The sequence below is a fragment of the uncultured Gemmiger sp. genome (genome assembly GCF_934561205.1).
Classification (GTDB): domain Bacteria; phylum Bacillota; class Clostridia; order Oscillospirales; family Ruminococcaceae; genus Gemmiger.
Map to the genome: position 1 here is coordinate 154,268 of NZ_CAKTFU010000002.1, position 24,646 is coordinate 178,913.

Sequence of the window (24,646 nt, forward strand, 5' to 3'; positions counted from 1 at the left end):
GTTGTGTCTCCTTTATTGTTTACGTTTCTGCGCCAAATCACGGATGCGCAAAATTTGTTCCTCTGCTGTGGTGCAGGTGCCCACCGGGCGGGGATGGGCGCTGTTCATGCCGTGGTAGTCGGTGCCGCCGGTGACGATCAAATTATACTGCTGCGCCCAGGCGGTAAGCCGGGCCTTGTCCTCCGGCGTGTTGCGCGGGTGGTCGATCTCCACACCGTCGATGCGCCCTGCTTTGATAAGCTCCTCAGCCAGTTCCATGCTGTGGTAAACACTGGGGTGCGCCAGCACGACAACAGCGCGGCATTGCTTGGCAAGCGCCAGTACGGTGTCGACGGACTCGTAGGCGGGGTTGTGCAAAATTTTGCCGCGCACGGGTTTCAGGCCGAACAGCGCACGGTAGGTGTCGCCGTACATGCTGTCGGCCAACGCATACTGCAAAAGCACCTGCATGACGTGGGTCTTATATAAGGTGTCGCTGTTTTTACAAAGCGCCAGCGCCTCCTCGGTGCGGAACTGCGGGCAAAGCTGCTCCAGCTCAGCGCAGCTTTGCAAAACCGCCTGCCTGCGCCGGGCAGCCATCATGGCGGAAAAATCCGCCAGCTCTTTGCAGTCATCAGGGTAGTAGCACAAGAGATGTACCCGATGCTCGCGGGCAAAGTCATAGGCGGTCAGCTCGGTGGCGGGAATGAGGTTTACCCCCTCCTGCTGCGGGTGGTCGTAGGCATACCGCACACTGCGGATGCTGTCGTGGTCGGATATAGCGAGCCAGTCAAGACCCGCGCATCGGGCAAGGAACGGCAGCTTTTCCACAGGTGTCGAACCGTCCGAATATATGGTATGGGTGTGCAGATCACCGCGCATGGCAAACTCCCCTTTCAAATTATTTATTATACCACAAATCAGGGAATTTGAAAAGGGTATTTATTCGACCATGGCCATGGTTTTGGAATAGCGGCGCAGGTGGTTCAAAAACTGCTTGCCCGCCGGGGACAGCCCGCTTTTTGCAAGGCAAGCCACACCGATGCTGCGCTTGGCCACAGGCTCCAGGCGCAGCACCTGGCAGCCGCAGTAGTCGGCACCGTGCTTGAACATCAATTCCGGCATGATGGCCAGCCCCTGCCCGCAGGAAACCATGGAGATCATGCTTTGGTCGTCGGCAATGTAGCAGCGGCTGTTGACCTGCAAGGCGTTGATGCGGAAGTAGCTTTGTATATCGGCGTCCACGTCCGAAAGCTGGCTGACAAAGGGCTGACCCTGCAGCTCGTTTGCGTGGATGCAGCCGGGACGTTTGGGTTGGTAGTCGGCGGGGGCTAAGCAGATCAGCGTGTCATCGTACAGCGGTTCAAAGTCAAAGCCGATGGCGCTGGAATTGGACAAAAAGCCCATCTCGACCGCGCCGGTCTTGAGCCAGTTGGCAATGTCGGCGTAGGAGCCTTGGTAGATCTGCACATCAATGCCGGAAAATTCCTTGCGGAAGGGCGGCAGCAGCTGGGGCATCCAGGTGACACAGGCCGAATTGAACACGCCTACCCGCAAAACGCCCTTGTGGGTGCCGTTGACCTGCGCAATGGACTGGTTCAGCGATTCGCTGCTGGCGGTCATCTGGCGGATGGCAGGCAAAATCGCCTCGCCGGCGGCGGTCATCTTGACGCCGCTTTTGGTGCGGGTGAACAACAGAAAGCCGCACTCGGCCTCCATACCGGAGACCGCATGGCTGATGGCGGAGGGGGTCAGGTGCAGCTGCTCGGCAGCGGCGGCAAAGGTGCCCAGTTGCGCCACCATGGAAAAAATCTGGCAATCGGTAAGTGTCATGGGATGCTCCTTCATGATGAATTGAGTTCATCATCTGTGTGAAAAAGTTAAGCTTTACTTCTTATCCATAATGTACTATGATTTAGACAGAAAGTCAATGCTTGCAACGCACATTGCAAGTGTACATGACCTCCCTCTTTTCCCTCTATGGCCCTGCCGGCGCACAACGGCGGGGCTTTTTTTATTGCGAAAATTCGCAGCTTGTGGTATGATGATAAGAAAGTTTACAAATTAAGGATGGAAGGCTATGGCAAGGGTTCGCGGGGTGCGCGGTGCCGCCGGGGTGTGTGCGCTGGCGGCGATATTGTATTTGCTGGCAAGAAGTGTGTTGACACTGCTGGTCAGCGGCATAATGGGGCTGCTGCAGCCCGGCGCCAGCCTGGCCCATGCGGCGGGTTTTGGCGAGGTAAGTGTGGTTTTGCTGCAGACGCTGGTGGGCATCGGCGCGCTGGTGCTGCCGCTGTGGTGGCTGCTGTGCACCACGCGATTGCAGACCAAGGACATGCGCATCATGATCCCCACGGCGTGGAGCCCCGGATTCTGTCTGCCGGTATTTTTGGGGCTGGCAAACTTCGGCAACCTGCTGGGCGGGCTTTTGTGCCGCGTTTTCGGCATCGAGCAGCCCGGTGCCCTGCTGGCCGCCGGCGGTATGGAGCTGTTTGTCCAGTTTTTGTCGCTGTGCCTGGTGCCCGCCGTGACGGAGGAACTGTTTTTCCGCGGGGCGCTGCAGGGGCTTTTGCGCCCCAGCGGCAGTGCGGCGGCAATTTTCGGCACGGCGCTGCTGTTTGGGCTGCTGCATCTGGACCTGGCGCAGGGGCTTACGGCGTTTATCTGCGCGGTGTTTCTGGGGTGGCTGGCCGAGCGTTCGGGCAGTATTCTGCCGGGTATGCTCTTACATTTTATCAACAATACGCTGGCATTTCTGACGCTGTACCTGCGCTTGTATGCCCCGGCTGCGGCAGCCGCGGCGGTGGAACTGTTCATTTTGCTGTTTTTCCCTGTGTTTGCGGCATGGCTGATTCGGCATGCCCGCGGGCAGGGGTTCCGCTTTTCGGCAGGGCTGCGCCCCGGTGTGGACGCGCTGAATGTGTTCACCAGCCCGGCGTATTCGGCAACGGTCCTTTTTTTGGTGGCCTATGCCGCACTGGTGTAAGGGAGAATGTATGACCGATGAAGAACTGATGCGCGCCGCCTTGGACGAGGCACGCATAGCCGCCGAATTGGGTGAAGTGCCTGTGGGGGCGGTCGTTGCCAAGGACGGCGAGATCATTTCCCGCGCGCACAATCTGCGGGAAACCGGCAAAAACGCCGTATACCACGCCGAGATGCTGGCCATTGATGCGGCCTGCAAGGCACTGGGCGGCTGGCGGCTGTGGCAGTGCGAGCTGTTTGTGACGCTGGAGCCATGCCCGATGTGCAGCGGCGCTATCATCAACAGCCGGATAAAGCGCGTTGTGTACGGTGCCGGGGACCCCAAGGCGGGCTGCTGCGGCGGTATGACCGACCTGTTTGCTTTGCCCTTCAACCATCACCCCGTGATGGAGCAGGGACTTTTGGAGGCGGAAAGCCAGCAGCTGATGCAGGAATTTTTTGCCCGTCTGCGGGAAAAAAGAAAGAAGAAATGATATGGAACAAAATGTTCTGATTACCGGCGGCAGCCGAGGCATCGGCGCGGCGGCTGTGCTGGCGTTTGCAAAAGCCGGATATAATGTGGCGTTCACCTGGCACAGCAGTGAGGCTGCTGCCCATGCCGTGGTGCAGGCGGCAAGCTGTGCGGCACCGAGCCGCCGCGTGGTTGCCATACAAGCCGATGCCGGGAATGCCGCACAGGTCAAGACCGCTGTAAGCAAGGCGGAGTATGAACTGGGCAGCCTGCAGGTGCTTGTCTGCAATGCGGGCATTGCGCAGCAAAAGCTGTTTACCGACACCACCGACGAGGACTGGCGTCGGCTGATGGCCGTTGACCTGGACGGTGCGTTTTACGCCAGCCGCGCGGTTTTGCCCGGTATGATACACCAAAAATACGGCCGCATTTTGCTGGTCAGCAGCATGTGGGGGCAGACCGGCGGCAGCTGTGAGGTGGCGTACAGTGCCGCCAAGGCAGGGCTGATCGGCCTTGGCAAGGCGCTTGCCAAGGAGGAAGGCCCCAGCGGCATCACGGTAAATGTTATCGCGCCCGGTGTCATTGACACCGATATGATGGCAAGTTTTACCGCAGAGGATCGTGCCGCCCTGGCAGAGGAAACCCCCGTCTGCCGCCTGGGTACCGCGCAGGAAATTGCCCGCACGATGGTGTTTTTGGCCGACGAGCAAAGCGGCTATATCACCGGGCAGGTCATCGGCCAGAACGGTGGCCTGGTAATTTGAAATGCAGATGTAAGGAGAGGTTCCTATGCCATTGATTATCCCCCGCGAGCTGCCCGCGTATGACGAGCTTTCGCAAGAAAATGTGTTTGTTATGCATCGGGAACGCGCACGCAGCCAGCATATTCGCCCGCTGCGCATCCTGATTTTGAATCTGATGCCCACCAAGATCGTCACAGAGACCCAGCTGGCGCGACTTCTGGCCAACAGCCCGCTGCAGGTGCAGGTGACCTTTTTGCAGACGGCCACCCACAACACCACCCACACCGCGCCCGAGCACATGAAGGCGTTTTACAAGACCTTTGACGAAATCAAAAACGAGCGCTTTGACGGCATGATCATAACGGGTGCGCCGCTGGAGGATATGGCGTATGAGCAGGTGGATTATTGGGACGAGCTGTGCACCATTATGGATTACACAAAAGAAAACGTCTACTCGACCATTCACCTGTGCTGGGGTGCACTGGCGGGGCTGTACTATCATTTCGGCATCCCCAAGGTGCATCTGGAGCAAAAGATGTTCGGCGTGTTTGAGCACCGCGTGACCCGCCCCTCCAATCCGCTGGTGCGCGGCTTTGACGAGCGTTTTTACGCCCCCCACAGCCGTTGGGCAGGGCTGGACCGCCAAGCTATCGACGCCTGCGATGATCTGCGCATTTTGGCGGAAAGCGATGTCGCGGGGCCGATGCTGCTTTCGACCGAATCGGGACGGCAGATCTTTGTCATCGGCCATCCTGAATACGACAAGTATACGCTGGACAAGGAGTACAAGCGGGATATCGGCGCGGGCAAGCCCATCCATGTCCCCTGCAACTACTACCCCGACGACGACCCCGCGCGGGACCCGTTGTTCCGCTGGCGCGCCCACGGATACCTGCTGTATACCAACTGGCTGAACTACTACGTCTACCAGGACACCCCCTACGACCTGACACATCTGGAAGCATTGGAGAAATAATTATGGCAAAAATCAGTGCCTGCATCGTAGCGTACTGTGATTACGAGGAAGTCTGCGCCGCCGTGCGCAGCATCCTGCACTACACCCAAACCGCCGATTTTGTGCTGTATGTCGTGGATAACGCCAGCCCCGACGGCTGCGGAAAGCAGCTGGCGGAAACGAATTTCGGCGATGCGCGGGTGCAGATCCTCTGCCTGCCCGAAAACCTGGGCTTTGGCAAGGGGCATAACTATGTGCTGGATAAACTGCACAGCGACGTGCATTTTATCCTGAACCCCGATATTTTGCTGACGCAGGACATCCTGCCTGCCATGGCAGACTGGCTGCTGGCCACGCCGGGCGCTGCCATGGCAACGCCGCAGCTGCGCTACCCGGACGGAAAACTGCAGCACCTGCCCCGCCGCAAGCCCACGCCGTGGCTGCTGCTGGCACGCCAGCTGGCACCGAAATTCGGCGGTGTGTTCCGCAAGGCGGACGACCACTACACCATGCAGGACGAAGACCTGACCCGGCCGCGTAAAATCGAATTCTGCACAGGCAGCTTTATGGCGGTGCGCACCGATGTGTACAAAAAAATCGGCGGCTTTGACCCCGCATATTTTATGTATGTGGAGGATGCCGACCTGACCCAAAAGGTTCTGCGCGAGGGCACGGTCTGGCTGGCCCCGCAGTTTACCGCCATCCATGCCTGGCACCGCGCGCCGATGCGTGACGCGGGAAAGTTCAAAATGCAGCTGGTCAGCATGGGGCGGTATTTCAAAAAGTGGGGCTGCGGCAAAGGCAAGGTTTGATGCTAACCCTGCAAAACAAAGGAAAACTGTGCAGCCACCCGTTTTGCGGGTGGCTGCAGCTTTTTATGCGGCTTTTGTGACTTTTCCTGCGGTTTGACCGTTTAGTGGGTACAAGGCCTTGAATCAGAAAGGAAAACACAACGCTATGGAGGATAACAAAATCATAGATGCCCTGCTGGCAGAGCCGGAAACGGGGCTGCAGTTTTTGCTGACACAGTACGGCGGGCTGATCCATACCGTCATTTGCCGTATTTTGCCCAACAACCCGCAGGATGCCGAGGAATGTGCTGCGGACGTGCTGGTGGCGGCATGGAAGCACGCCGCCGAGTTGCGGCACCAAAACCGTCCGCTGCGCGCCTGGCTGTGCGTGACGGCGCGCAATGCGGCTATCGACCGTTGGAGGGCGCTGCGGCCCCGACAACAGGAATGTGAGCTGAACGACGAACTGGCGCAGGATTGGATGACCGAGCGCCGTTCCACCGAGGCGGAGGAGCTGATTGCCCAGCTGCTGACCGAACTACCGGAGCCGGACAGGGAGATATTTTTCCGCCGCTATTATTACAGGGAGTCCTGCCGCGAAATCGGGCGCAGGCTGCAAATGCAGGAACATACCGTCAATGTACGACTTTCCCGCGGGCGCGAAAAGCTGCGCAAGCAGTTTACCGCACTGCGCAATACTTATTAAAAAAGGGGGCTGCAACTTATGCGTAACTATACAGACACCACGGATTCTTTGCTGGAACAGTATCCCACAAAAACCGAACCGCTGAGCAAGCAGGAAGAAAAGCGCATCTATGACATGGCGCTGAAAAAAATAGAGAAGGCGGGCAGCTATACGCCGCCTAAGCTGAAAAGGCACCGCCGTGTACCCGTGTGCGTGGCCGCTGCCGTGGCGGCAACCTGTGTGCTTTCGGTGGGCATTGCGGCGGCGCCGTATATCAAGGAGCTGACCGGCGGGAAAATCGGCTTTTTCACCGACGCCAAATCGCAGGCGCAGGTGCAGAACGTGCTGGATGCTCCGCGCGGCGAGTACGGCGGGCAGCAGACCGATACGGAAGGCCACAATACCGAAATCGGCCAGACGCAGACGCTGGACGGCGTCAACTACACGCTGGACACCGTGTCCATGGACGCCGCTACGCTGGATTGCTTCTTTACCGTAAGCGGCGAAAATGTGGTGTCGAAATTCCTGGACGCCGACAGCATCTACCCCGAATGGGATCAGCTCAGCAGCAATACGCCGTGGATAGCGGCGCAAATCAACGGGGGCGAGGAAATTTACAAGATGCAAAGCGATTTTTACCGGCAGGGCGACGATACCTTCCGGCTGTGGCTGCACTATCAGCTGCCGGAGGAGCCGCAGGGCGATACCGTTATGCTGCGCCTGCTCGACCCCTACGCGGCAGTGGGCGAACCGGGGCTTAGCTACACGATGGAGCTGAACGGCGAGCAGGTGCGCGCCGGTGCGCGCCGCATTGCGCCGACGGTGCTGGATTTCGGCATTGCCGATGCCCTGCTGGGCGATAACCCCATCACGCTGGACAGCCTGTGCTTCGGCACCGGCAGCGGCAGCCTTGTGAAACATTCCGAGGCGTCCGAAAAATTCGCCGAAACGCATCCCAATGGTGTGGTAAGCGAGGATGAGGAAAAGAAGCTGCGCGGCGAGGATGCGGACAACCCCGTGATCTTCAACGGCGGAATGATCCTGACCGACGATACGGGGCGCGAGCTTCTGCCCAGCTACCCCCACGGCGTATCCGTGGATGCTGTTGCCTATACCGTGCCGGACGAAAACGCCCAAAGCATCACCTTTACCCCTGTGTACTACAGCGGTGTGTACGAACACGAGGAACGCACCGTGACCGTGGAGGAAATGCAGCAGGGCGTAAAAATTGCTACCAGCGATGCGGGCGGCTACACCCTGCAGAACTTTGCCGTGCAGGGGCAGGCGCTGACGTGGCAGATGATCCCCTACGGCTTTGTGCAGAATACTGAGCTGATGCCGCAGGATGAAGAATATATCGACACAAACACCAATTCCTATGCTTTGCGCAGCAGCACGGTGGACCCGACCACCGGCATCATCAGCTGCCGCATCGACTACTACACCGCTGACCCCGCGCAGGTGGCGAAGATCAGCGAGTTCCGGTATCTGTTCGACGGCGGATACCATGCGGACGAAAGCCGTGCCGTCACGCTGCCGCTGCAATAAAAAAGTCAGACTTGACAAACCCGGTGACGGTGTGGTACAGTAACACTATACGAGGCCGCTGACCGACGGAATTATGTGGGGTACACCACAGGGGAGGCGGGCAAAACCTTGTTTTAAGCCGACCGTCTGGGCTGCACACACGCCAGTGTGTGCGGCCCTTTATTGTTTTTACAAAAACGGAGGAATTGTACCATGCTGAGTGATATCCAAATTGCACAGGCCGCCAAGATGCGTCCCATCACCGAAATTGCCGCCGAGCTGGGTCTGCAGGGGCAGGATGTTATCCCCTACGGCCACTACAAGGCAAAGCTGAACCATCTGCTGGCCAAAAGTGACCGCCCCGAGGGCAAGCTGATTTTGGTCACAGCCATCAGCCCCACCCCCGCCGGTGAGGGCAAGACCACCACCAGCGTGGGCCTGGCGGATGCCATGAACGCCATGGGCAAAAAGACGATGCTCTGCCTGCGCGAGCCGTCCCTGGGGCCTGTGTTCGGCATTAAGGGCGGCGCAGCCGGCGGCGGCTATGCGCAGGTCGTGCCGATGGAGGATATCAACCTGCATTTTACCGGCGATATCCACGCCATCGGCGCTGCCAACAACCTGCTGGCGGCGATGATCGACAACTCCATCCAGCAGGGCAACCCCCTGAACATTGATGCCCGCCGCATCACCTGGAAGCGCTGCATGGATATGAACGACCGCCAGCTGCGCTTTATTGTGGACGGTCTGGGCGGCAAGATCAACGGCACCCCCCGCGAGGACGGCTTTGACATTACCGTGGCCAGCGAGATTATGGCGGTGTTCTGCCTTGCCAAGGACTTGACGGATCTGAAAGAGCGCCTGTCCCGCATTGTCTGCGCCTACACCTACGACGGCAAGCCCGTTACCGCCGGGCAGATCGGCGCCGCCGGCGCGATGACCGCCCTGCTGAAGGACGCGCTGGACCCGAACCTTGTGCAGACGCTGGAAAACAACCCCGCCATCATCCACGGCGGTCCCTTTGCCAACATTGCCCACGGCTGCAACAGCGCCATTGCCACCAAGCTGAGCCTGAAACTGGCAGACTATGTTGTGACCGAGGCGGGCTTCGGCGCGGATTTGGGCGCGGAAAAGTTCTTGGACATCAAGTGCCGCTATGCGGGGCTGAACCCCGCTGCCGTGGTGCTGGTTGCCACCGTGCGCGCGCTGAAATCCCACGGCGGCGTGGCAAAGGCTGACCTGAATAAGCCCAATGCGGCGGCTGTGCGCGCCGGTGCCGCCAACCTGACCCGCCATATCGAGAACCTGCAGGGCTTCGGCTTGCCGGTTTGCGTGGCGATCAACGCCTTCCCCACCGACACGGCGGAGGAAATGGAGGTCATTCACGAAATCTGCGCCAAGGTCGGCGTCCCCTGCGCCCTGAGCGAGGTCTTTGCCAAGGGCGGCGAGGGCGGCAAGGCACTGGCGGAAACGGTGCTTTCCATTATGGACGACACCGCCCGCGTGCAGTACACCTACCCGCCGGAGGCTTCTCTGACCGAGAAGATCGAAGCCGTTGCCAAGAAGATCTACCGCGCCGACGGGGTAAACTACACCGCCGCCGCCAAAAAGACGCTGGACGAGCTGACGGCGCTGGGCTACGGCAATCTGCCCGTTTGCATTGCCAAGACGCAGTATTCCTTCAGCGATGACGCCAAGCTGATCGGCGCACCCGAGGGCTTTGCCATGAACGTGCGCGAGGTTCGCCTGAGCGCCGGTGCCGGGTTCGTGGTGGTCATCTGCGGCAACATTATGACGATGCCGGGTCTGCCCAAGCACCCCGCCGCCATGGACATTGACGTGGACGGCGAGGGCAAGATCACAGGTCTGTTCTGATTTTATTGCAAAAAACGGAGTGACTCCCGTATGGGGAGCCACTCCGTTTTTTATGCCAGCAGCCTGTCCAAAATGGGCTGCAATACGGCAATGTTTTGTTGGAACTGGGGGTAAAATTCATCACCCAGCGCGTAATCGTAGTACAGTGCGCGTTCGATGCGCTTGACGGCTGCCGCAAAATGCGGGTGTTCTGCCCCACCGGCGGCCAACAGCTGTTCCGAAATTTGTGTACAGACGATTGCCCAGCGGGCATCGGCACCGGCACGTTCCTGCACACCGGAATTTTGCAGGTAGTCCTGCAGCGTCTGCCCTGCCCCGGCGCTTGCCCCGCACAGGGGCAGCTGGGCAAAATAGGCGGTTTGGGCGGTCACGGTGTCAATGCTCTGCCCCAGCGGGTAGAGCGCACACGCCAGCGGACGCGCCGCGTGGATGGCACAGGCAGAGCCTTCAAAAAAGCGGCAGTTGCCTGTTTTGGGGTCGGGCGTAAGCCGCAGCGTGGGCAGGCAGCTTTGCGGTGCAACATAGCTTTTGCAGAAGGCACCCGCCACAATGCGGGGCGAAAGGCTCAGCCGCCGGGCAATACGGTATAAATCATAGCCCGACAGAACCAAGTCGCGCCGTTCACGGCAGCAATCCCCGCAACCTGCACAGACAAAGGCGAAGCTCTCCCCTGCGGCAAGGGTCCGGCAGTCGCCCCATGTTTCGGTCATACGGCCCGGTTCGGGTGTCATAGCGGGCACTCCTTTCACAGGCGGAAGTCCAGCACGTTGGCAAGCCAGCGGGTGCAAAGCTGCACCCATGCGCTGTTTTCAGCGCTGGGGGTGTTGACCTCATTGGTGCAGGTACTCATGCCGTGCTGACCCTTGGCAAAGAGATGCAGCTCATACGGAACATCGCACTCCTCCAGCGCGTTTGCCAGCAGCAGCGAGTTCTGCACGGGCACGGATTCATCAGTGACAGTATGCCAGACGAAAAACGGCGGCAGGCCCGGCTGAATTTGATTTTCCAGGCTCATTTCGGCGCGCAGTGCGGCGTCGCTGCCGCACAGGTTCTCGGTGGAGCCTTGGTGGCCCAATGTGGAGGTGGTCACAACGGGGTAGCCCAAAACCACGGCGTTGGGGCGGGCTTCGTCGCCCGTGATGCCCAGCGCCTTTTGCACGGCGGGCGTGTGCGCCAAAACGGCAGACGAGGCCGCCAGATGCCCGCCGGCGGAAAACCCGCAGACGGCGATTTTTTCGGGGTCCAGATGCAGGGCATCGGCGTTGCGGCGCAGATACAAAACAGCAGCGACGGCGTCCAGCAGCGGCTGATATTGCAGAGGCACCGGGTTTTCGTCGGCACAGTGGTAGTACAAAATAAAGGTCTGGTAGCCCGCCTGCAAAAACTGCATGGCGACGGGGTCAGCCTCGCGCTTGCTGCAATAGCCGTAGCCGCCGCCGGGGAAAATCAGCATGGCGGGGCGGGTTATGAAGGCGGGCATTTCGGCGGCAGGCTCGCGCAGGTAGCCGACCAGCTTTGCGCCGGTGGACAAGGTTTCATGCAAAATTTCCATAGGTTATACCTCGTTGGTTGGGGGCAGAGGGTGCGTTTCGATGTACTCTGCCATAATGTCAGCGGCCATGCGCACCAGCTCCGGGCAGGGGCGCTTTTTATAGTATTCGGCGGTGCGGGGGCTGGCCACGGGGCTGCCCTCGGCCTTTTGCAGCCCCAGCAGCTCGCGGCAGACGATGGTGTTTTTGCCGTTGCGGCGGCGATATTCGGCGGCAAGGGCCTGCACCTCGGTGTAGGTGGCGGTCTTTTGGGCGGGGTCATCGCTGCCATACAGGGTGCTTAGCACAAACGTGATGCCGGAAAACGCACCGCAGACCTCCCGTAGGCGTCCGAATCCGCCGCCGAAGCCGGAGGACATCCGCGCGGCCTGGGATTCGGTCATATGCATAACGGGGGCAAAGGCTATCGCCACACACTGGGCGCAGTTGTAGCCCTTAAAAAAGGTTTCGTAGGCTTTGTCGCCATAGATAGACATGTGATTCCCTTCGTTTCTCTGGACGATGCCGCGTTATAGCACACGATCGGGCGGCATGCCGTGCCTTGTAATATTGTCATCATACCACAAAGCGATGCTAAGGAAAAGGCTTTTTTAATTTTTTGTTAAAATGTGCCGAAACAGTTGCACTTTGCTGCAAAGAGTGCTAAACTACAATTAGCAGTTAAAATAACAGAGTGCTAACATTACAATAAAAGCGAGGTCATATTCTATGGCAATGCGTCAATTCAAAGCCGAAAGCAAAAAACTGATGGACTTAATGATCAACTCCATCTATACCAACCGTGAGATTTTCCTGCGTGAGCTGATTTCCAATGCGTCCGATGCCTGCGACAAGCGCTATTTCAAGAGCCTGACCGATACCGAGATGGGCATCACCAAGGCAGATCTGAACATCCACCTGTCCGTCGACAAGGACGCCCGCACCCTGACCATCACCGATAACGGCATCGGCATGACCAAGGATGAGCTGGAAAAGAACCTTGGCACCATCGCCAGGTCCGGCTCGCTGGATTTCAAGACCGAAAACCAGAGCGACAACATCGACATCATCGGTCAGTTCGGCGTGGGCTTCTACTCTGCCTTTATGGTTGCCCAAAAAGTCACTGTTATTTCCCGCGCACAGGGCGCTGACGAGGCCTGGCAGTGGGAATCCAAGGGTGTAGAGGGCTACACCCTGACCGCCGCCGACAAGGAGGACGTCGGCACGGAAATCACGCTGGTGCTCAAGGACGACACCGACACCGAGAATTACAGCGAGTATCTGGACGACTACACGCTGGCAAACCTTGTCAAGAAATACAGCGACTATATCCGCTTCCCCATCACGATGTACCGTGAAAAATCCCGCCAGAAGCCCAAGCCTGAGGACGCCGGCGACGACTACAAGCCCGAATACGAGACCTACACCGAGCTGGAGACCCTGAACAGCATGGTGCCTATCTGGAAGCGCGCCAAGAGCGAGGTCAAGGACGAGGACTACAACGAGTTCTACAAGAATAAGTTTATGGATTACTCCGACCCGCTGCGCGTCATCACCAGCCGCACCGAGGGTACCGCAACCTACACCGCCCTGCTGTTTGTACCCGGCCGCACCCCCTACGACTACTACACCAAGGAGTACGAGAAGGGTCTGGCGCTGTATGCCTCCGGCGTTATGATCATGGAAAAATGCGCCGACCTGCTGCCGGACTATTTCAGCTTTATCAAGGGCGTTGTGGACAGCGAGGATCTGAGCCTGAACATCAGCCGTGAAACCCTGCAGAAGGACAGCCAGCTCAAGCTGATCCGCAACTCTCTGGAAAAGAAGATCAAGAACGAGCTGCACGCCATGCTGGTCAATGACCGTGAAAAGTACGAAACCTTCTGGAAGAGCTTTGGTCGCCAGATCAAGTTCGGCATCTACGGCGATTACGGTATGCACAAGGATCTGCTGGGCGATTTGCTGATGTTCTTCTCTGCCAAGGAGCAGAAGCTGGTCACGCTGGACGAATATATCGAGAAGATGCCCGAAGATCAGAAGTGCATCTACTTTGCCGCCGGTGACGACACCGACCGCCTGGGCAAGCTGCCCAACGCCCAGCTGGTGTTGAGCAAGGGCTACGACCTGCTGCTTTGCACCGAGGACGTGGATGAATTTTGCCTGCAGATGATGCAGAACTACAAGGAAAAGGAATTCAAGAACATCAACTCCGGCGATCTGGGTCTGGAAACCGAGGACGAAAAGAAGGCCGCCGAGGAGACCGCCACCGAGAACAAGGATCTGTTTGAGGAAATCAAGACGGCGCTGAAGGGCAAGATCAAGGATGTCAAGGTCAACCCGACGCTGAAGGAGCATCCCGTTACGCTGTCCAGCGAGGGCGGCATCTCGATGGAGATGGAAAAGGTGCTGCGCCGTATGCCCAACGGCGAGGGCGTGGAAAGCACCAAGGTGCTGGAACTGAACCCCAACCACACCGTGTTTGCCGCGCTGAAGTCTGCCCACGAGGCGGGCGACACCGAAAAGGTCAACCACTATGCCGAGCTGCTGTATGATCAGGCTTTGCTGATTGCCGGCCTGCCCATTGAGGACCCTGTGGCATATGCCCAGCTGGTCTGCGGCTTGATGAAGTAACACCGCAAAATTTAAGCTGTGCCCTTGCGGGGGCACAGCTTTTTTGTTGCCAAACGACGCACACTGCGCTATAATAGAGGCAATAGAAAACGAGTTCAGGGGGAAACATTATGACAGCCAATGCCGCCGATTTTGCCGGGACTGCCTGCGGGCGTCGCTATGAAAAGGAAATGGAAACGCACTTCCGCGATTGCCTGCTGTTTTATCTGGATGGGCGTATCCGATTTGAACGTTACTGCTACGGCGAGGCGGCGTGCCTTGTTTTCAGCACCTGGGCACACGGCTTTGACGCCGACGGCCGTATCATGTGGGATAAGGAACCGGAATTTGAAAGCCAGCGCTCTGCCCTGCCCCGCTGCCTGACCGATATTCAGGAGAACGGACACGCCCTGCAATTTGACGGTGCTTTTAAGCGCTATGTGCAAACCGAGGAATTTGCCGAGGATAAGCCCAACGGCTACGGCAAATGGAAAGTCTTTTGGTTGAAGCGCAAAAAATAAACAATCAGGAGCTGCCTTAGCGGGCAGCTCCTGATTGTTTATCCATACAGTTGCTTTTTTGCGAGTTGTAATGCCTTGCGCAGAGGGCGGTACAAAAACAGCATCAGCACAAAGTTGCCTACGCCGTGCATGGCATCATAGGAAAGCCCGCTCAGCCACCAGCTCAGCGCAAAGGCGGGGGTTTTGGCAACCAGATATACTGCCGCACACAGCCCGCCGAAACACAGCCCGTACACGCCGCTGAATACCGCCCACAGCAGCGCATTATCCATACGGCGCAGCAGCCAAGCCAGCAGCGCCAGCAGGTACCAGATGTACAGGTACATCGCCCACCAAAGACCAAATCCGTACAGCACACCTTGCAGCAGGATAAACACCGTGATCGCACCCGGTGTTTCCCGCGGAAGTTCCAGCGCGAACAGAACGATCAGCAAGGTGACGGGCTCCAGATTGGGCAGGCCACTCATGATTTGCTTGCTGACGACCAGCAGCGCCCCCATAAGCCCGCTGAGAACCAACCGCTGAATCTTGCGGTGGTCGGCTTGCTTACTTCGTGTAGGTGAAGGCATAGCTGTCGCCGTCGTGCAGCTCAATGTCGGCAACACCGACGGTGGTCATCTCGCCGGCGGCGTCGGTCAGGCACCACCAAGCGCCGTCTGCATTGTAGTCGGCGGTGATGCCGTTGACGGTGGTCACAAAACCGGCGGCGGCCTCTTCCTCGCTGATGACACCGGCAGCAGCCAGAGCGTCGCTGAGCTTCTCACCGTCGGTGATGCTCAGGGCAATTTCGGTGGAATTGCCATCGGCGTCAACCACGGTAAAAGTGGCTTCGGCAGCGGTCTCGGCAGCCTCGGAGGAGCTTTCCTCAACGGAGGATACCTCGGAGGATACAGCTTCAGAGGAAACGGCCTCGGAGGAGACAGCCTCGGAGGAAGCGGCGGTGTTGCCGCAGGCGGCCAGCAGGCAGGCGGCCAGGGTCAGGCTGAGAACAGCGGAAATCAGTTTTTTCATGGGTGAATTCTCCTTACATACACTTTCGCGGATGGGAAATCCAACCGCAGGCTGTATTATACCATGCGACCCTACAAAATGCAAGGCGGAAATTTGTGGGGTTTGCACAAATTCATGGCGTCGTTACGGGCTGCCGCGCCCCTGCCCGTAGCAGACTTTTGTGTTACCAATCCAGATCATCCATTGCGTCATCCACACCGGTGGCGTAGTCGAGATCGTTGTCATAGCGATCCTCGTCATAGTCGCCGTCATAGTACAAGTCATCATAGCCGTCATCATAAGCATCATGCACTTGCTTTGAGGAATAAGAACCGCTGTACGACGGCTTTGAATTGTGCGGGCAGGTCGGATAAGGGCAATCCTGCTTGCAGTAAGCGCAACCCAGGGTGGCCTCCTTGCTGCAGTCGTACTTGACGCATATCCGTTTTTTGTTTTTGTCGGCAGAGCTGTTTCCTGACGGTTGTCTGGGACAATGCAGCGAACAGGAGAGAAAGTCTTTATAGGCTTCCCTGTCGCAATCTTTTCGGACACAGATGCGTTTGGGCGTCGTGACAGCGGCAGGAGTCGATCCGCTGTCTGCGGGGTAGGCTGAATATTCAGGTAACAGACAAATCACTATCAGGAAAATAGAGCAAATCAAGAGGATGACAGCAAGAACATAATCTTGATGTGCTTTTTCATGGAGAGAATCCTTTTTAGGCGTCTTGGATGTATAACTTTTGTCGGAAATCATCTTGCTGCTATTGCAATTACCGTAATCGTAATCTTCACTATTGTAATCGCTGTCGAATTCATCCATGAGGGCTTTGCGGCTTTCCTCCTGCTCGCGAATCAGGTCCATGGCCTGAGAGTAGCGAATGTACCCATCGTCGCCTTGACCGTAGACACCGTAATCCGAATCATTCCACATGGTAACTGCCTCCTTTTTTTTGAGAAGGAAGAACGTATATTCCGTACTTTTATTGTAGCGGATATTACATACCATAATTCGTACTTTGAACACGGTAACGGAAACTGTTTGATTGCAGATTTGTTCTGCTTTGGTGCTGCAACACCTGAAAGTAACAGGTTTTTGTGATGATTGCTTGCGGCAGGCGCACGATGAAATCAATGTATGCGTACTTTTCCGAATGTCAGTTTACTTTGCCTGTCGGTACAATTCCATACAATGACTTTGGAATTTGTAACTGTATTTCATAAAAACGCCCCCATACCGGGTGTCCGGTATGGGGGTAAAGAGTGTGAATCGTCAGGCACTGCCCTAAGGTGTCCGGCAGAGGCGCTTTGCCCGACGGGACATAATGTGTCGGACATGGCCTGCGAACGTCTGACGATAAGGAGTATTATTTGGTTGGATAAAAGAAAAGAGATACCTGTTAAAAAGTATCTCATTTTGGTGGGAGCTGGTGGATTCGAACCACCGAAGCATTACGCAGCAGATTTACAGTCTGTCCCCATTGGCCACTCGGGAAAGCTCCCCTATTCAGTTGTTTGAGTTGTCGTTGACAACTTATTTATTATAGCATGTTTATTTTCAAAAAGCAAGCCCTTTTTAAAAATAATTAAAAATATTATTTGTTTGCACTTGGCAGGAGTATTATGTCCGAGAAAACACCCCCTGCCGGCGTTACACAATGTTGCGGACATAGGCTGTTCGAATCCGGCAACGTGGATTTATTGTTGGGGCAAAAACCGCATATAATTTTACGACGCAAAGGGCGTGTCGCAGCCGCCGGAGCCGTGCTTGAGCCGTCAGGCGGGAATTATGAGATGCTGTCTTAGGTTTGTAAAAAGAAATGAGATACTTCCTGAAAAAGTATCTCATTTTGTCTGAGTGTGACAAAAAAGATACCCTGTTTTGTAAGTGAAAAATCAACGGTGCTGAGAATTTTTATTGTTTTCTTTCTCTGTGGGTCAATGCAGCATCCATTCCAGATACTTTGCTCTTGTAATTGTCCTCGCCCTTAATTTTTCCTTTTGGCTATACCACTCTTTCAATAATTTTTCCACTTCCTCAAAATTATCAAAAAGCAGAATCGTGTCAATCGGAACGCTCCCGCCGCAGCCATGTTCCCAGTCATACCAAATCATCAAGCGAATAATGTCCTCCGGTGTTTCTGCCCTTGTAAAGAAATTTTCTTCGCGAACATTCAACGCTTTGGCTATGTCTTTGGCTCTGCTCTCTTTGGGCGTTCGGAATCCTGATTCATATTGGGCAATGCGATTTGCTACGTTTCCATCCAAGTGCAGTCGTTCCCCCAGTTCCCGCTGCGTTAGTCCTCTGCGCTTACGAACCAGCTTGATTTTCTCTCCCAGCTTCATAGCTACCTCTTTCCCTAAGTTGTTTTTTTCTGGGTGGAAGAGAACACCCATTGGGACAAGCGTATTCTTCTCTCCTCATTGCTTTCACCTCATTTCAACTACTCACTTACCCGCTGGAAAGATTACAATTTCAAAGGATAAGCATCCAGCTTGTTTTGCGCATTTATGTAGGATTTATAAATATTTTTGATTCCGGCTTCTTTTGCCATGCTTACAACAAGATTTTCCTCTGCTACGCCCATTCGCAGGCCAAGAATTACACCGCTTGGGATCCATTCCATCATCACCGGCGGCTTCATAATGCAGCCAGTTATCATTCGCCATTCTTCATCGTATTTATGGCACTCTTTTTTGATCAGAGTCGTTCTTTCTTGTTCCCATAGCACATTTCCCATCTCTACATATAGCTCTTGAGGAATCTGAGTTTTTGCTGTCTCTGCTATTTTTCGGAGCATAACGAATTTCGCAAATTTGGTTGCATCATAAGGCGTGTCCGAATAATAAATCGGATATAGCGACGTTCCGTAGTTCTTGATTCCGCAATTGGCGCATTTTTCCTGCTTACCGCATAAGAAGTCGTCATTGTTTTCAAGGTCGTAGATTTGCACAAAACCTCTGTGCTGATCTGCATATTTCAGCCACAGAACCTCATTAAACCCATTTTCGGAGAAACAAACTGACCACGTATCCTTTTTAACTTCATCACGGAGTGAAAGCGCTGCATTCAGAAAGCTTTCGGTAAGCCCGTGAGAAAGCGCGTTTGTCACATTCTCAACCGTAAACTGCGCTGCTTGCTCCTCAGAGAGAATATTCCCAAGCAATGACTTAACACCATCCACAACTGCTTCTGTACTTTCCGGAGTCTGGAATGCACTTAAATACTCTTTCCGGATTGCCTCAATGTCGATGTGAAGAAAGGTATCAAAAGGGTCATCATAATAATTCGCAGAAGAAAAATAGAGCTTATTCGTTCTGAGGGCATCCAAGCTCTTTGTGCTGACAGGTCGATACCGGAAAAGCAACTTCGGATACTTAATTGCTTTGAAAAGCTGTTCTCGTTCTGCCACAATATCATTACCGGGCAAAGAACATAATGTTTGCCAGAAGTGTTCTCGATCATTGTGATTCATTGATGCCCCTCCTCTCAATTATAAAATACGATTTGTAATCCGAAACAAAACCAACACTATCAGATTTATGAAAAATCGCCCATTTGTGTTTTGGTATGTTGATTGCCACTTGAATCTGTCCACTCGGTGACTATTCTAAACTTTGATGCCGAACCATTATGTGTGATGAGAAGCAATTCATAGCTTTTTCTTGCCTCTAATTCTTCAAAAGGCTGCTTTTCTTGGTCCATAATCATAATACCAACATCACCATCAAATCGAGCAGACACATGATAGGCTGTTGCATTTCCTGAATTCCAAACTTTCAGTCTGTGCTTACCTTTACCTACAGTAATAAATCTTGCCTCGACACACGCAAATTCCGCATCCTCCTTCTCTTTGGTTATCTTGTCCAATTCATCCTGCTTAATCTTGAGTTCCAGTTCATTAACCTTGTTCTGAAGACGTTGTGCCTTTGAAGATTTAAAAAGCGAAATGATGGCAACTAACAGAGATATACCTGCGATGATCAGCGCACCCCAATCTTTTATGAAGGACACCATTTCCTTCAATGTGCTAATCAAAACTTCCATTTTTTCATCGCTTTCTTTAATTCTTTTTCAAGTTCTTTGACTGCATCTTGCGCAAGTTCATCTACAGCATTATCGATTATTGCGGCATTGCTATCGAGCAACTCTCGTTTCGTGTATTCCGAACCGCAATCAGAGCAACGTACTCGTGCATCGTCACCTGCGTGAAGTAAATCTTCAAACTCTTCGTCCAATGATAAAAACTGATCATTACCACAAAGCGGACATAGCAGTGTGACATTACGATCTAAATTTTTCATTAAATCACCTCATTTCAACTGTTCACACAACGTCAGGATTTCTTCCGGTTTGGCAGTGATGTGGCGCCATGTCGCTTCAAACGTGCACACACCTTAGTTTCTGTAAGAATAAGATACTTCAAGAGTGCATCTACTGTAACATCCCTCATTTTTCTTTCTCCGGGGTGAATTCCAAAATGTCATCAACGCCACATTGTAGAGTTTTGCAAATTTTCTCAATACTATCAGGAGAAATATAATTGTCATGCTTGATTCGGGTAATGATATTTGCACTAAAGCCTGCCTGTTCCATTAGTTCGGCATTTGTCATGCCCTTGTCGATCAGTAAGTGAAATAATTTTTTATATGTTACAGCTATGGCAACCTACCTCCTAACATTATCAATTATTATATCACAAAAACGTGACCAATTCAATTCGTTAGATTGAAATTACATAAGATCAAAAAATCCGCAAGGCCCATTGCTGCAAGGCTTTGCGGATATAAAAAAAGACCACGCAATAGACTGTCTCAACAAGCAGTTCACATTGCGTGGGGTCTTTCAATGCCCTCTTTATTTTTATGCTAGCTGCATTGTCTTTTGGTAGCCGCCGATGAACCGTATTTCAATTTCATTGCGCGACCTCACCGTGATTTTCTCAATGATTCGTGCAGTCAGCGCATCGTCATATTCTTGGATTTGTAGGTCTTTGACTGACAGCAGCATCTCCGGCTGGCGGGCTTTTCCCTGTTGAGCTGCACAGTCCTCGATGGTTTTTTTCAGACTCTTAATTTTATTGTTCAGCTTTTTCAACCTGTCATCCAGAAACGGTGTACCCTCATCGAAGTCCAAGGACATTTCCAGCAGACGGTCGAATTCCTGCTGGGTCTGTTCCAGTTGCTCCTGCAAATTGGGCTTTGTGATTTCGCCGGTCTGGATGTCATGCAGGATGCCGTTGATCTGGGCTGCAACTTCATCGGTGAAGTTTGCGGCCAAATACTGTACGGCTTTCAAAATTGCACTGTGCAGTTCTTCTTCCGGGATGGACGGCGAGTTACCGCAAAATTTTGTTCCGTACTCAATGCGGTTCACGCACCGCCAGACGATTTGCTTTCTGCCGTGAATGTTCCAAGTCACCCGCTTGTAAGGGCTGCCACAGTTTCCGCAGACCAGCCGTTCGGACAAGGCATATTTGCTGTTGTAGCGGCCACGGCGGCGCTTGCGCTGGTTGGCCGCAGACTTGCTGTTTCGGCGGGCAATCTCGGTTTGCACCTCTCGGAACATCTGCTTACTGACGATGCCTTCGTGGTAATTTTCAATGTAATATTGCGGGAGCTGCCCGGTGTTTTTCTTATGTACACCGGTCAGCACATCCTCGGTAAATGTTTTTTGCAGCAGCACGTCGCCGCAGTACTTTTCATTTTGCAGGATGCGCTGAATGCTCTGTGCTGACCATGCGGTGTTGCCGCGGGCTGTGAGCGCACCCGCGGTTTCCAGCTTTGCCTTGATGCTTTGCAGACTGTCCCCTTGCAGGTAGCTCTTGAAAATCAGCCGAATGATTTCTGCCTGCTCCGGGATGATCTCCGGCTTGCCGTCCGCCCCTTTTCGATAGCCGATGATTCTGCCGTAAGGGAAGGCAAATTTACCGTGCTTATATCCCATGCGCTTGCCGCGGGCAACATTTTGGGAGATAGACTCGCTCTCTGCCTGTGCAAAGGCGCTCAGTACGGTAAGGATCATCTCAGAGTTCATTGTGGCGGTGTTGATGTTCTCTTTTTCAAATACCACCGCGATTCCCATCTGTTTCAGCATTCGGACGTATTGAATACTGTCCAGTGTGTTGCGGGCGAAGCGGGAAATGGATTTTGTCAATATAAGGTCGATTTTGCGCTTCTTGCAGTCTTGAATCATCTGGTTAAAACCGTCACGCTTCTTGGTATGTACGCCGGAGATACCGTCATCCGCGTAGATGCCCGCGACTTCCCACTCCGGGGTGGAATTGATTTTTTCGGTGTAGTACAGTTTCTGGATTTCAAAACTGCCCTGCTGTTCTTCTTCCTCGGTGCTGACGCGGCAGTAGGCCGCTACCCGCAGCTTGCGCGAAGCACTTTTCTGTCCGGCGCTTTCCCTCATAGATGCGGGAATCTCAATGATCCTCATGTTGCTCATGGCTTTTCCCCTTACACAATTTGTCCGTTTTGCAGTTTGAATTCAATATGGGTGTCGCGGTACAGGATGACCTTGCTGACGACCTTCTTATAAAAGGTATGTGGGAAGCCATCTGTCGGTTTATACTCGGCACAAGCTTTTCGTATTTGCATAGTTGCCGGATCGGCATCTCCTGCAGAGCGGAATTCATATTCCAGTTCTGCCCGGTGCAGGATTGCAGCTACAAGGTCATCTTCGTCAAACTTATCTGTTGCGATTTTTCGTTGAATTTCTCGATCAAGGCGAGCAGAATCCATGGATCTAACAACAGAGTGGGTATCAGGTGCTCGAATCTGAAGGCTATTTTCCTGTAGCCATTTTAACCTTTGAATGATTTCTTCGGATAACACCGCTTCTTCTATCGGTGCGCTCCACATTCTGCACTGTCGGCAATGCCACTGATTTGTTTTTCCATGCCAATACAACCTTTCGCCACAGCAGCCACATTGTATATCCTTGCGAAATGGCGCAAGTGCTGCAGAGTACGCCGATGCCTTGGCAGACCGAACTTGTGCCGCTTGCCGGAATATTTCTTTCGTGACAATTGGCGGATACCTGTCTGTCCAACAGTAAGTTTCGTTTCCCAAAATGCGGCTTATAGTATTTTTATTCCATTCTGCATCATTCTGGTGGTACTCTATGCCTTTGGAGATCATAGACTTAGCAATTTGCTGGAACGTATTTCCTGCAAGGTACGCTGTGAAAATGTTTTGCACTATTGTCCTCTGCTCTGTGTCTACCACAATGTTGCCGTCTCGAACCGCGTAACCAAACGGAAGGTATCGTTTTTTCATTATCGCTTCTCCTTCAGATGTAAACCGTTCGGCAGTTCGAATACAAAGGCTTCGTTACTGACAACAATTTTCTTTACAATTGTCCTCATAGCTTCTTCATCAAACTCCGTCAATGCCGTATGGTTTTGCATATAACAGTCTATTTGTTTTGTTTGATAGAGCGCCTTTTCTGCAGTTCCATTCTGTTTCTGGCAGGTTAGGCACTTTTTCTTTTCCGCAAGCTGTTGTTCTATTCGGATGCGGCGTTCTTGGTAGGCTGTTTCCTCTATATAACCCTGTGCATGGATACGTGTCAGGTTGTGCAGTTGCTTTGATATCTGTAATATTTCTGTATGCACCGCGTTACTTGCTTCATTCTGCATACTCTTAATGTCCTGTATTCGCTGCAAGTCGTTAAAGATTGGGAGAAACAGTGTCGTTCGATTTTCGAAAAGTTTGTTGTACATTGACAAAAATGCCCCATAAAGCTCCGTTTCGTAAACAGGCTTTATGGGGCATTGGGTTGAATCCACGATATGCGTCTTGCAGTTCCAGACCCGCACACCATTTGCACGGGTCTTGGGCGAAAGCATTTTTCCACAAAATTGGCAGACAGCCATTTTTGTAAGCGGATAGCTGTGCATCTGTGAACGATGTGTGCGCTTTTGTGAAAGCAGTGCTTGTACTTTCTCAAAATCTGTCGGCATAATAATGGCAGGATGGCTTTCTTGGATATAATATTTTGGAAGTTCACTCTTATTGCGTTTCTTTTGCAGGGGTAATGTATCCGGTGTATAGCGTTTTTGGCAGCAGGTATCTCCACGGTACTTTTCATTGGTAAGAATACTCTGTACTGCGGGAGAATTCCATGCTCCGGCTTCTTTGGAATATTGACTATTCAGCAATTTTGTGATTCTTGCTACACTCTCCCCTGCCAAATACTGCGCATAAATAAAGCGAACAACAAGAGCTTCAGGTTCATAGGGAATCAATTTGCGGTTTTCTTGTCGATAGCCAAACGGTGTGGATGCAGTTACATAGGTTCCGCTCTGCATTCGTTTGCGTATACTCCATTTCATGTTCTTGGAGATGGAGAGTGATTCTTCCTGCGCAACGGAGCAGATCATACTGAGAATCATTTCGCCGTTGGCAGTTTCGGTGTCAAAGCCTTCTTTTTCAAAAACAACTGTTACACCAAGTCTTTTCATTTCGCGCACCGATGCCAGCGCATCCGCTGTGTTGCGGTCAAATCGGGATGCCGATTTGACCAGAACGCGGTCAATCAGCCCTGCGCGGCAGTCATCCAACAAACGGTTGAACTGCTCACGGTGTTTCGTGCTGGTGCCGGTAATGCCTTCATCGGCATAGATTCCGGCGAAATCCCAGTTTGGATTTTCCTGTATCAGATGGGTATAATAGTCCACCTGCACGGACAGCGAGTTTAGCTGATCCTCGGAATCACTGCTGACGCGGGCATAGGCCGCCACGCGAAGGCGCTTCGGCTGTTGTTGTATCGGCTGAATAACTTGGACTTGCGGCATACTATTTCCTCCGAGTTTGACGCTGTGACATTCTTTTTGTCACATACAACATACCCGAAAGGCAGGTCAAAAGCTATTCACGAGAACCACTAAACTTCTCGGCGCAAAACGCCGCATTTCCGGGCATAACCAACATTCGTGCGCTGGCAGATGTCCCTAGGCAATCTTCCGTTTGCGGCAGCGGATACCAGCGCGGCATAG

26 protein-coding genes, 1 tRNA gene and 1 riboswitch are annotated in these 24,646 nt (G+C 53.7%); of the genes, 10 read left to right on the plus strand and 17 right to left on the minus strand.

Translation table 11 applies throughout. The features are described 5' to 3' along the window. Positions 1-12: 12 nt before the first annotated feature. Both Q0I19_RS02160 and Q0I19_RS02165 read right to left on the minus strand, forming a co-directional pair. Entirely contained in the window at positions 13-861 is an 849-nt protein-coding gene (locus tag Q0I19_RS02160) for a PHP domain-containing protein (RefSeq protein WP_294758423.1), read from the minus strand. A gap of 60 nt (positions 862-921) precedes the next feature. Continuing rightward, positions 922-1,812, minus strand: coding sequence for a LysR family transcriptional regulator (locus Q0I19_RS02165; protein ID WP_294758421.1), 891 nt, complete (start codon positions 1,810-1,812; stop codon positions 922-924). A gap of 247 nt (positions 1,813-2,059) precedes the next feature. On the opposite strand from Q0I19_RS02165, the gene Q0I19_RS02170 reads away from it, so the two are divergent. The 8 genes from Q0I19_RS02170 to Q0I19_RS02205 all read left to right on the plus strand — a co-directional run bounded on the left by Q0I19_RS02170 (position 2,060) and on the right by Q0I19_RS02205 (position 9,991). After that, positions 2,060-2,965, plus strand: a complete 906-nt coding sequence (locus tag Q0I19_RS02170; RefSeq protein ID WP_294758420.1) for a CPBP family intramembrane glutamic endopeptidase — start codon at positions 2,060-2,062, stop codon at positions 2,963-2,965. 10 nt (positions 2,966-2,975) lie between these two features. Further along, positions 2,976-3,437, plus strand: a complete 462-nt coding sequence (locus Q0I19_RS02175; RefSeq protein WP_294758419.1) for a nucleoside deaminase — start codon at positions 2,976-2,978, stop codon at positions 3,435-3,437. Position 3,438: 1 nt separating this feature from the next. Further along, positions 3,439-4,179, plus strand: coding sequence for a 3-oxoacyl-ACP reductase FabG (gene fabG, locus Q0I19_RS02180; protein WP_294758417.1), 741 nt, complete (start codon positions 3,439-3,441; stop codon positions 4,177-4,179). 25 nt (positions 4,180-4,204) lie between these two features. Beyond that, positions 4,205-5,134: a homoserine O-succinyltransferase gene (metA, locus tag Q0I19_RS02185; RefSeq protein WP_294758415.1), complete on the plus strand. Its 930-nt coding sequence runs from the start codon at positions 4,205-4,207 to the stop codon at positions 5,132-5,134. A gap of 2 nt (positions 5,135-5,136) precedes the next feature. Next, positions 5,137-5,925, plus strand: coding sequence for a glycosyltransferase family 2 protein (locus tag Q0I19_RS02190; protein WP_294758414.1), 789 nt, complete (start codon positions 5,137-5,139; stop codon positions 5,923-5,925). A 145-nt stretch (positions 5,926-6,070) separates the two neighbouring features. Beyond that, positions 6,071-6,610 (plus strand): sigma-70 family RNA polymerase sigma factor, encoded by a 540-nt coding sequence (locus tag Q0I19_RS02195; RefSeq protein WP_294758413.1) that lies wholly within the window; start codon positions 6,071-6,073, stop codon positions 6,608-6,610. A gap of 18 nt (positions 6,611-6,628) precedes the next feature. Beyond that, positions 6,629-8,137: a hypothetical protein gene (locus tag Q0I19_RS02200; protein ID WP_294758411.1), complete on the plus strand. Its 1,509-nt coding sequence runs from the start codon at positions 6,629-6,631 to the stop codon at positions 8,135-8,137. A gap of 48 nt (positions 8,138-8,185) precedes the next feature. Further along, a riboswitch (ZMP/ZTP riboswitch) is annotated at positions 8,186-8,276 on the plus strand. A gap of 53 nt (positions 8,277-8,329) precedes the next feature. Further along, positions 8,330-9,991, plus strand: a complete 1,662-nt coding sequence (locus Q0I19_RS02205; protein ID WP_294758410.1) for a formate--tetrahydrofolate ligase — start codon at positions 8,330-8,332, stop codon at positions 9,989-9,991. A gap of 50 nt (positions 9,992-10,041) precedes the next feature. On the opposite strand, the gene Q0I19_RS02210 is transcribed toward Q0I19_RS02205, so the two are convergent. The 3 genes from Q0I19_RS02210 to Q0I19_RS02220 are packed head-to-tail and all read right to left on the minus strand — an operon-like array spanning position 10,042 to position 12,017. Further along, positions 10,042-10,722, minus strand: a complete 681-nt coding sequence (locus Q0I19_RS02210) for a YkgJ family cysteine cluster protein (protein WP_294758409.1) — start codon at positions 10,720-10,722, stop codon at positions 10,042-10,044. Between the two features lie 14 nt (positions 10,723-10,736). Continuing rightward, entirely contained in the window at positions 10,737-11,543 is an 807-nt protein-coding gene (locus tag Q0I19_RS02215) for an alpha/beta hydrolase (RefSeq protein WP_294758408.1), read from the minus strand. Positions 11,544-11,546: 3 nt separating this feature from the next. Then, the gene (locus tag Q0I19_RS02220; protein WP_294758407.1) at positions 11,547-12,017 is read right to left on the minus strand and encodes a C-GCAxxG-C-C family protein; all 471 of its coding nucleotides are present in this window, start codon (positions 12,015-12,017) and stop codon (positions 11,547-11,549) included. A 232-nt stretch (positions 12,018-12,249) separates the two neighbouring features. Between Q0I19_RS02220 and htpG the strand changes: the two genes are divergently transcribed. Together htpG and Q0I19_RS02230 are read left to right on the plus strand one after the other, a co-directional pair. Next, entirely contained in the window at positions 12,250-14,151 is a 1,902-nt protein-coding gene (gene htpG, locus Q0I19_RS02225) for a molecular chaperone HtpG (protein ID WP_294758406.1), read from the plus strand. Positions 14,152-14,261: 110 nt separating this feature from the next. After that, the gene (locus Q0I19_RS02230) at positions 14,262-14,651 is read left to right on the plus strand and encodes a hypothetical protein (RefSeq protein WP_294758404.1); all 390 of its coding nucleotides are present in this window, start codon (positions 14,262-14,264) and stop codon (positions 14,649-14,651) included. A gap of 38 nt (positions 14,652-14,689) precedes the next feature. On the opposite strand, the gene Q0I19_RS02235 is transcribed toward Q0I19_RS02230, so the two are convergent. The 12 genes from Q0I19_RS02235 to Q0I19_RS02290 all read right to left on the minus strand — a co-directional run bounded on the left by Q0I19_RS02235 (position 14,690) and on the right by Q0I19_RS02290 (position 24,445). Next, positions 14,690-15,220, minus strand: coding sequence for a hypothetical protein (locus Q0I19_RS02235; protein ID WP_294758403.1), 531 nt, complete (start codon positions 15,218-15,220; stop codon positions 14,690-14,692). Further along, on the minus strand, positions 15,198-15,662 hold the full coding sequence (locus Q0I19_RS02240; protein WP_294758402.1) for a DUF4430 domain-containing protein: 465 nt from the start codon (positions 15,660-15,662) through the stop codon (positions 15,198-15,200). The genes Q0I19_RS02235 and Q0I19_RS02240 overlap by 23 nt, the downstream gene beginning before the upstream one ends. A 163-nt stretch (positions 15,663-15,825) precedes the next feature. After that, entirely contained in the window at positions 15,826-16,572 is a 747-nt protein-coding gene (locus Q0I19_RS02245) for a hypothetical protein (RefSeq protein WP_294758400.1), read from the minus strand. Positions 16,573-17,056: 484 nt separating this feature from the next. Then, positions 17,057-17,141 (minus strand) — tRNA-Tyr (locus Q0I19_RS02250). Between the two features lie 435 nt (positions 17,142-17,576). Next, complete coding sequence (locus Q0I19_RS02255; protein ID WP_294758399.1) at positions 17,577-17,984, minus strand: helix-turn-helix transcriptional regulator; 408 nt, start codon at positions 17,982-17,984, stop codon at positions 17,577-17,579. Positions 17,985-18,106: 122 nt separating this feature from the next. Continuing rightward, a complete protein-coding gene (locus Q0I19_RS02260; protein WP_294758398.1) occupies positions 18,107-19,114 on the minus strand; it encodes a hypothetical protein in 1,008 nt (335 codons plus the stop codon). A 65-nt stretch (positions 19,115-19,179) separates the two neighbouring features. Further along, positions 19,180-19,686 (minus strand): hypothetical protein, encoded by a 507-nt coding sequence (locus Q0I19_RS02265; RefSeq protein ID WP_294758397.1) that lies wholly within the window; start codon positions 19,684-19,686, stop codon positions 19,180-19,182. Then, positions 19,674-19,943 carry a hypothetical protein gene (locus Q0I19_RS02270; protein WP_256273239.1) on the minus strand — a complete coding sequence of 90 codons (270 nt, stop codon included), beginning with the start codon at positions 19,941-19,943 and terminating at the stop codon, positions 19,674-19,676. The genes Q0I19_RS02265 and Q0I19_RS02270 overlap by 13 nt, the downstream gene beginning before the upstream one ends. Before the next feature lie 145 nt (positions 19,944-20,088). After that, the gene (locus Q0I19_RS02275) at positions 20,089-20,301 is read right to left on the minus strand and encodes a helix-turn-helix transcriptional regulator (protein WP_294758691.1); all 213 of its coding nucleotides are present in this window, start codon (positions 20,299-20,301) and stop codon (positions 20,089-20,091) included. A 201-nt stretch (positions 20,302-20,502) separates the two neighbouring features. Further along, a complete protein-coding gene (locus tag Q0I19_RS02280; protein WP_294758396.1) occupies positions 20,503-22,092 on the minus strand; it encodes a recombinase family protein in 1,590 nt (529 codons plus the stop codon). 11 nt (positions 22,093-22,103) lie between these two features. Beyond that, entirely contained in the window at positions 22,104-22,925 is an 822-nt protein-coding gene (locus tag Q0I19_RS02285) for a recombinase family protein (RefSeq protein ID WP_294758395.1), read from the minus strand. Next, entirely contained in the window at positions 22,925-24,445 is a 1,521-nt protein-coding gene (locus Q0I19_RS02290; protein WP_294758394.1) for a recombinase family protein, read from the minus strand. The genes Q0I19_RS02285 and Q0I19_RS02290 overlap by 1 nt, the downstream gene beginning before the upstream one ends. Positions 24,446-24,646 lie beyond the last annotated feature (201 nt).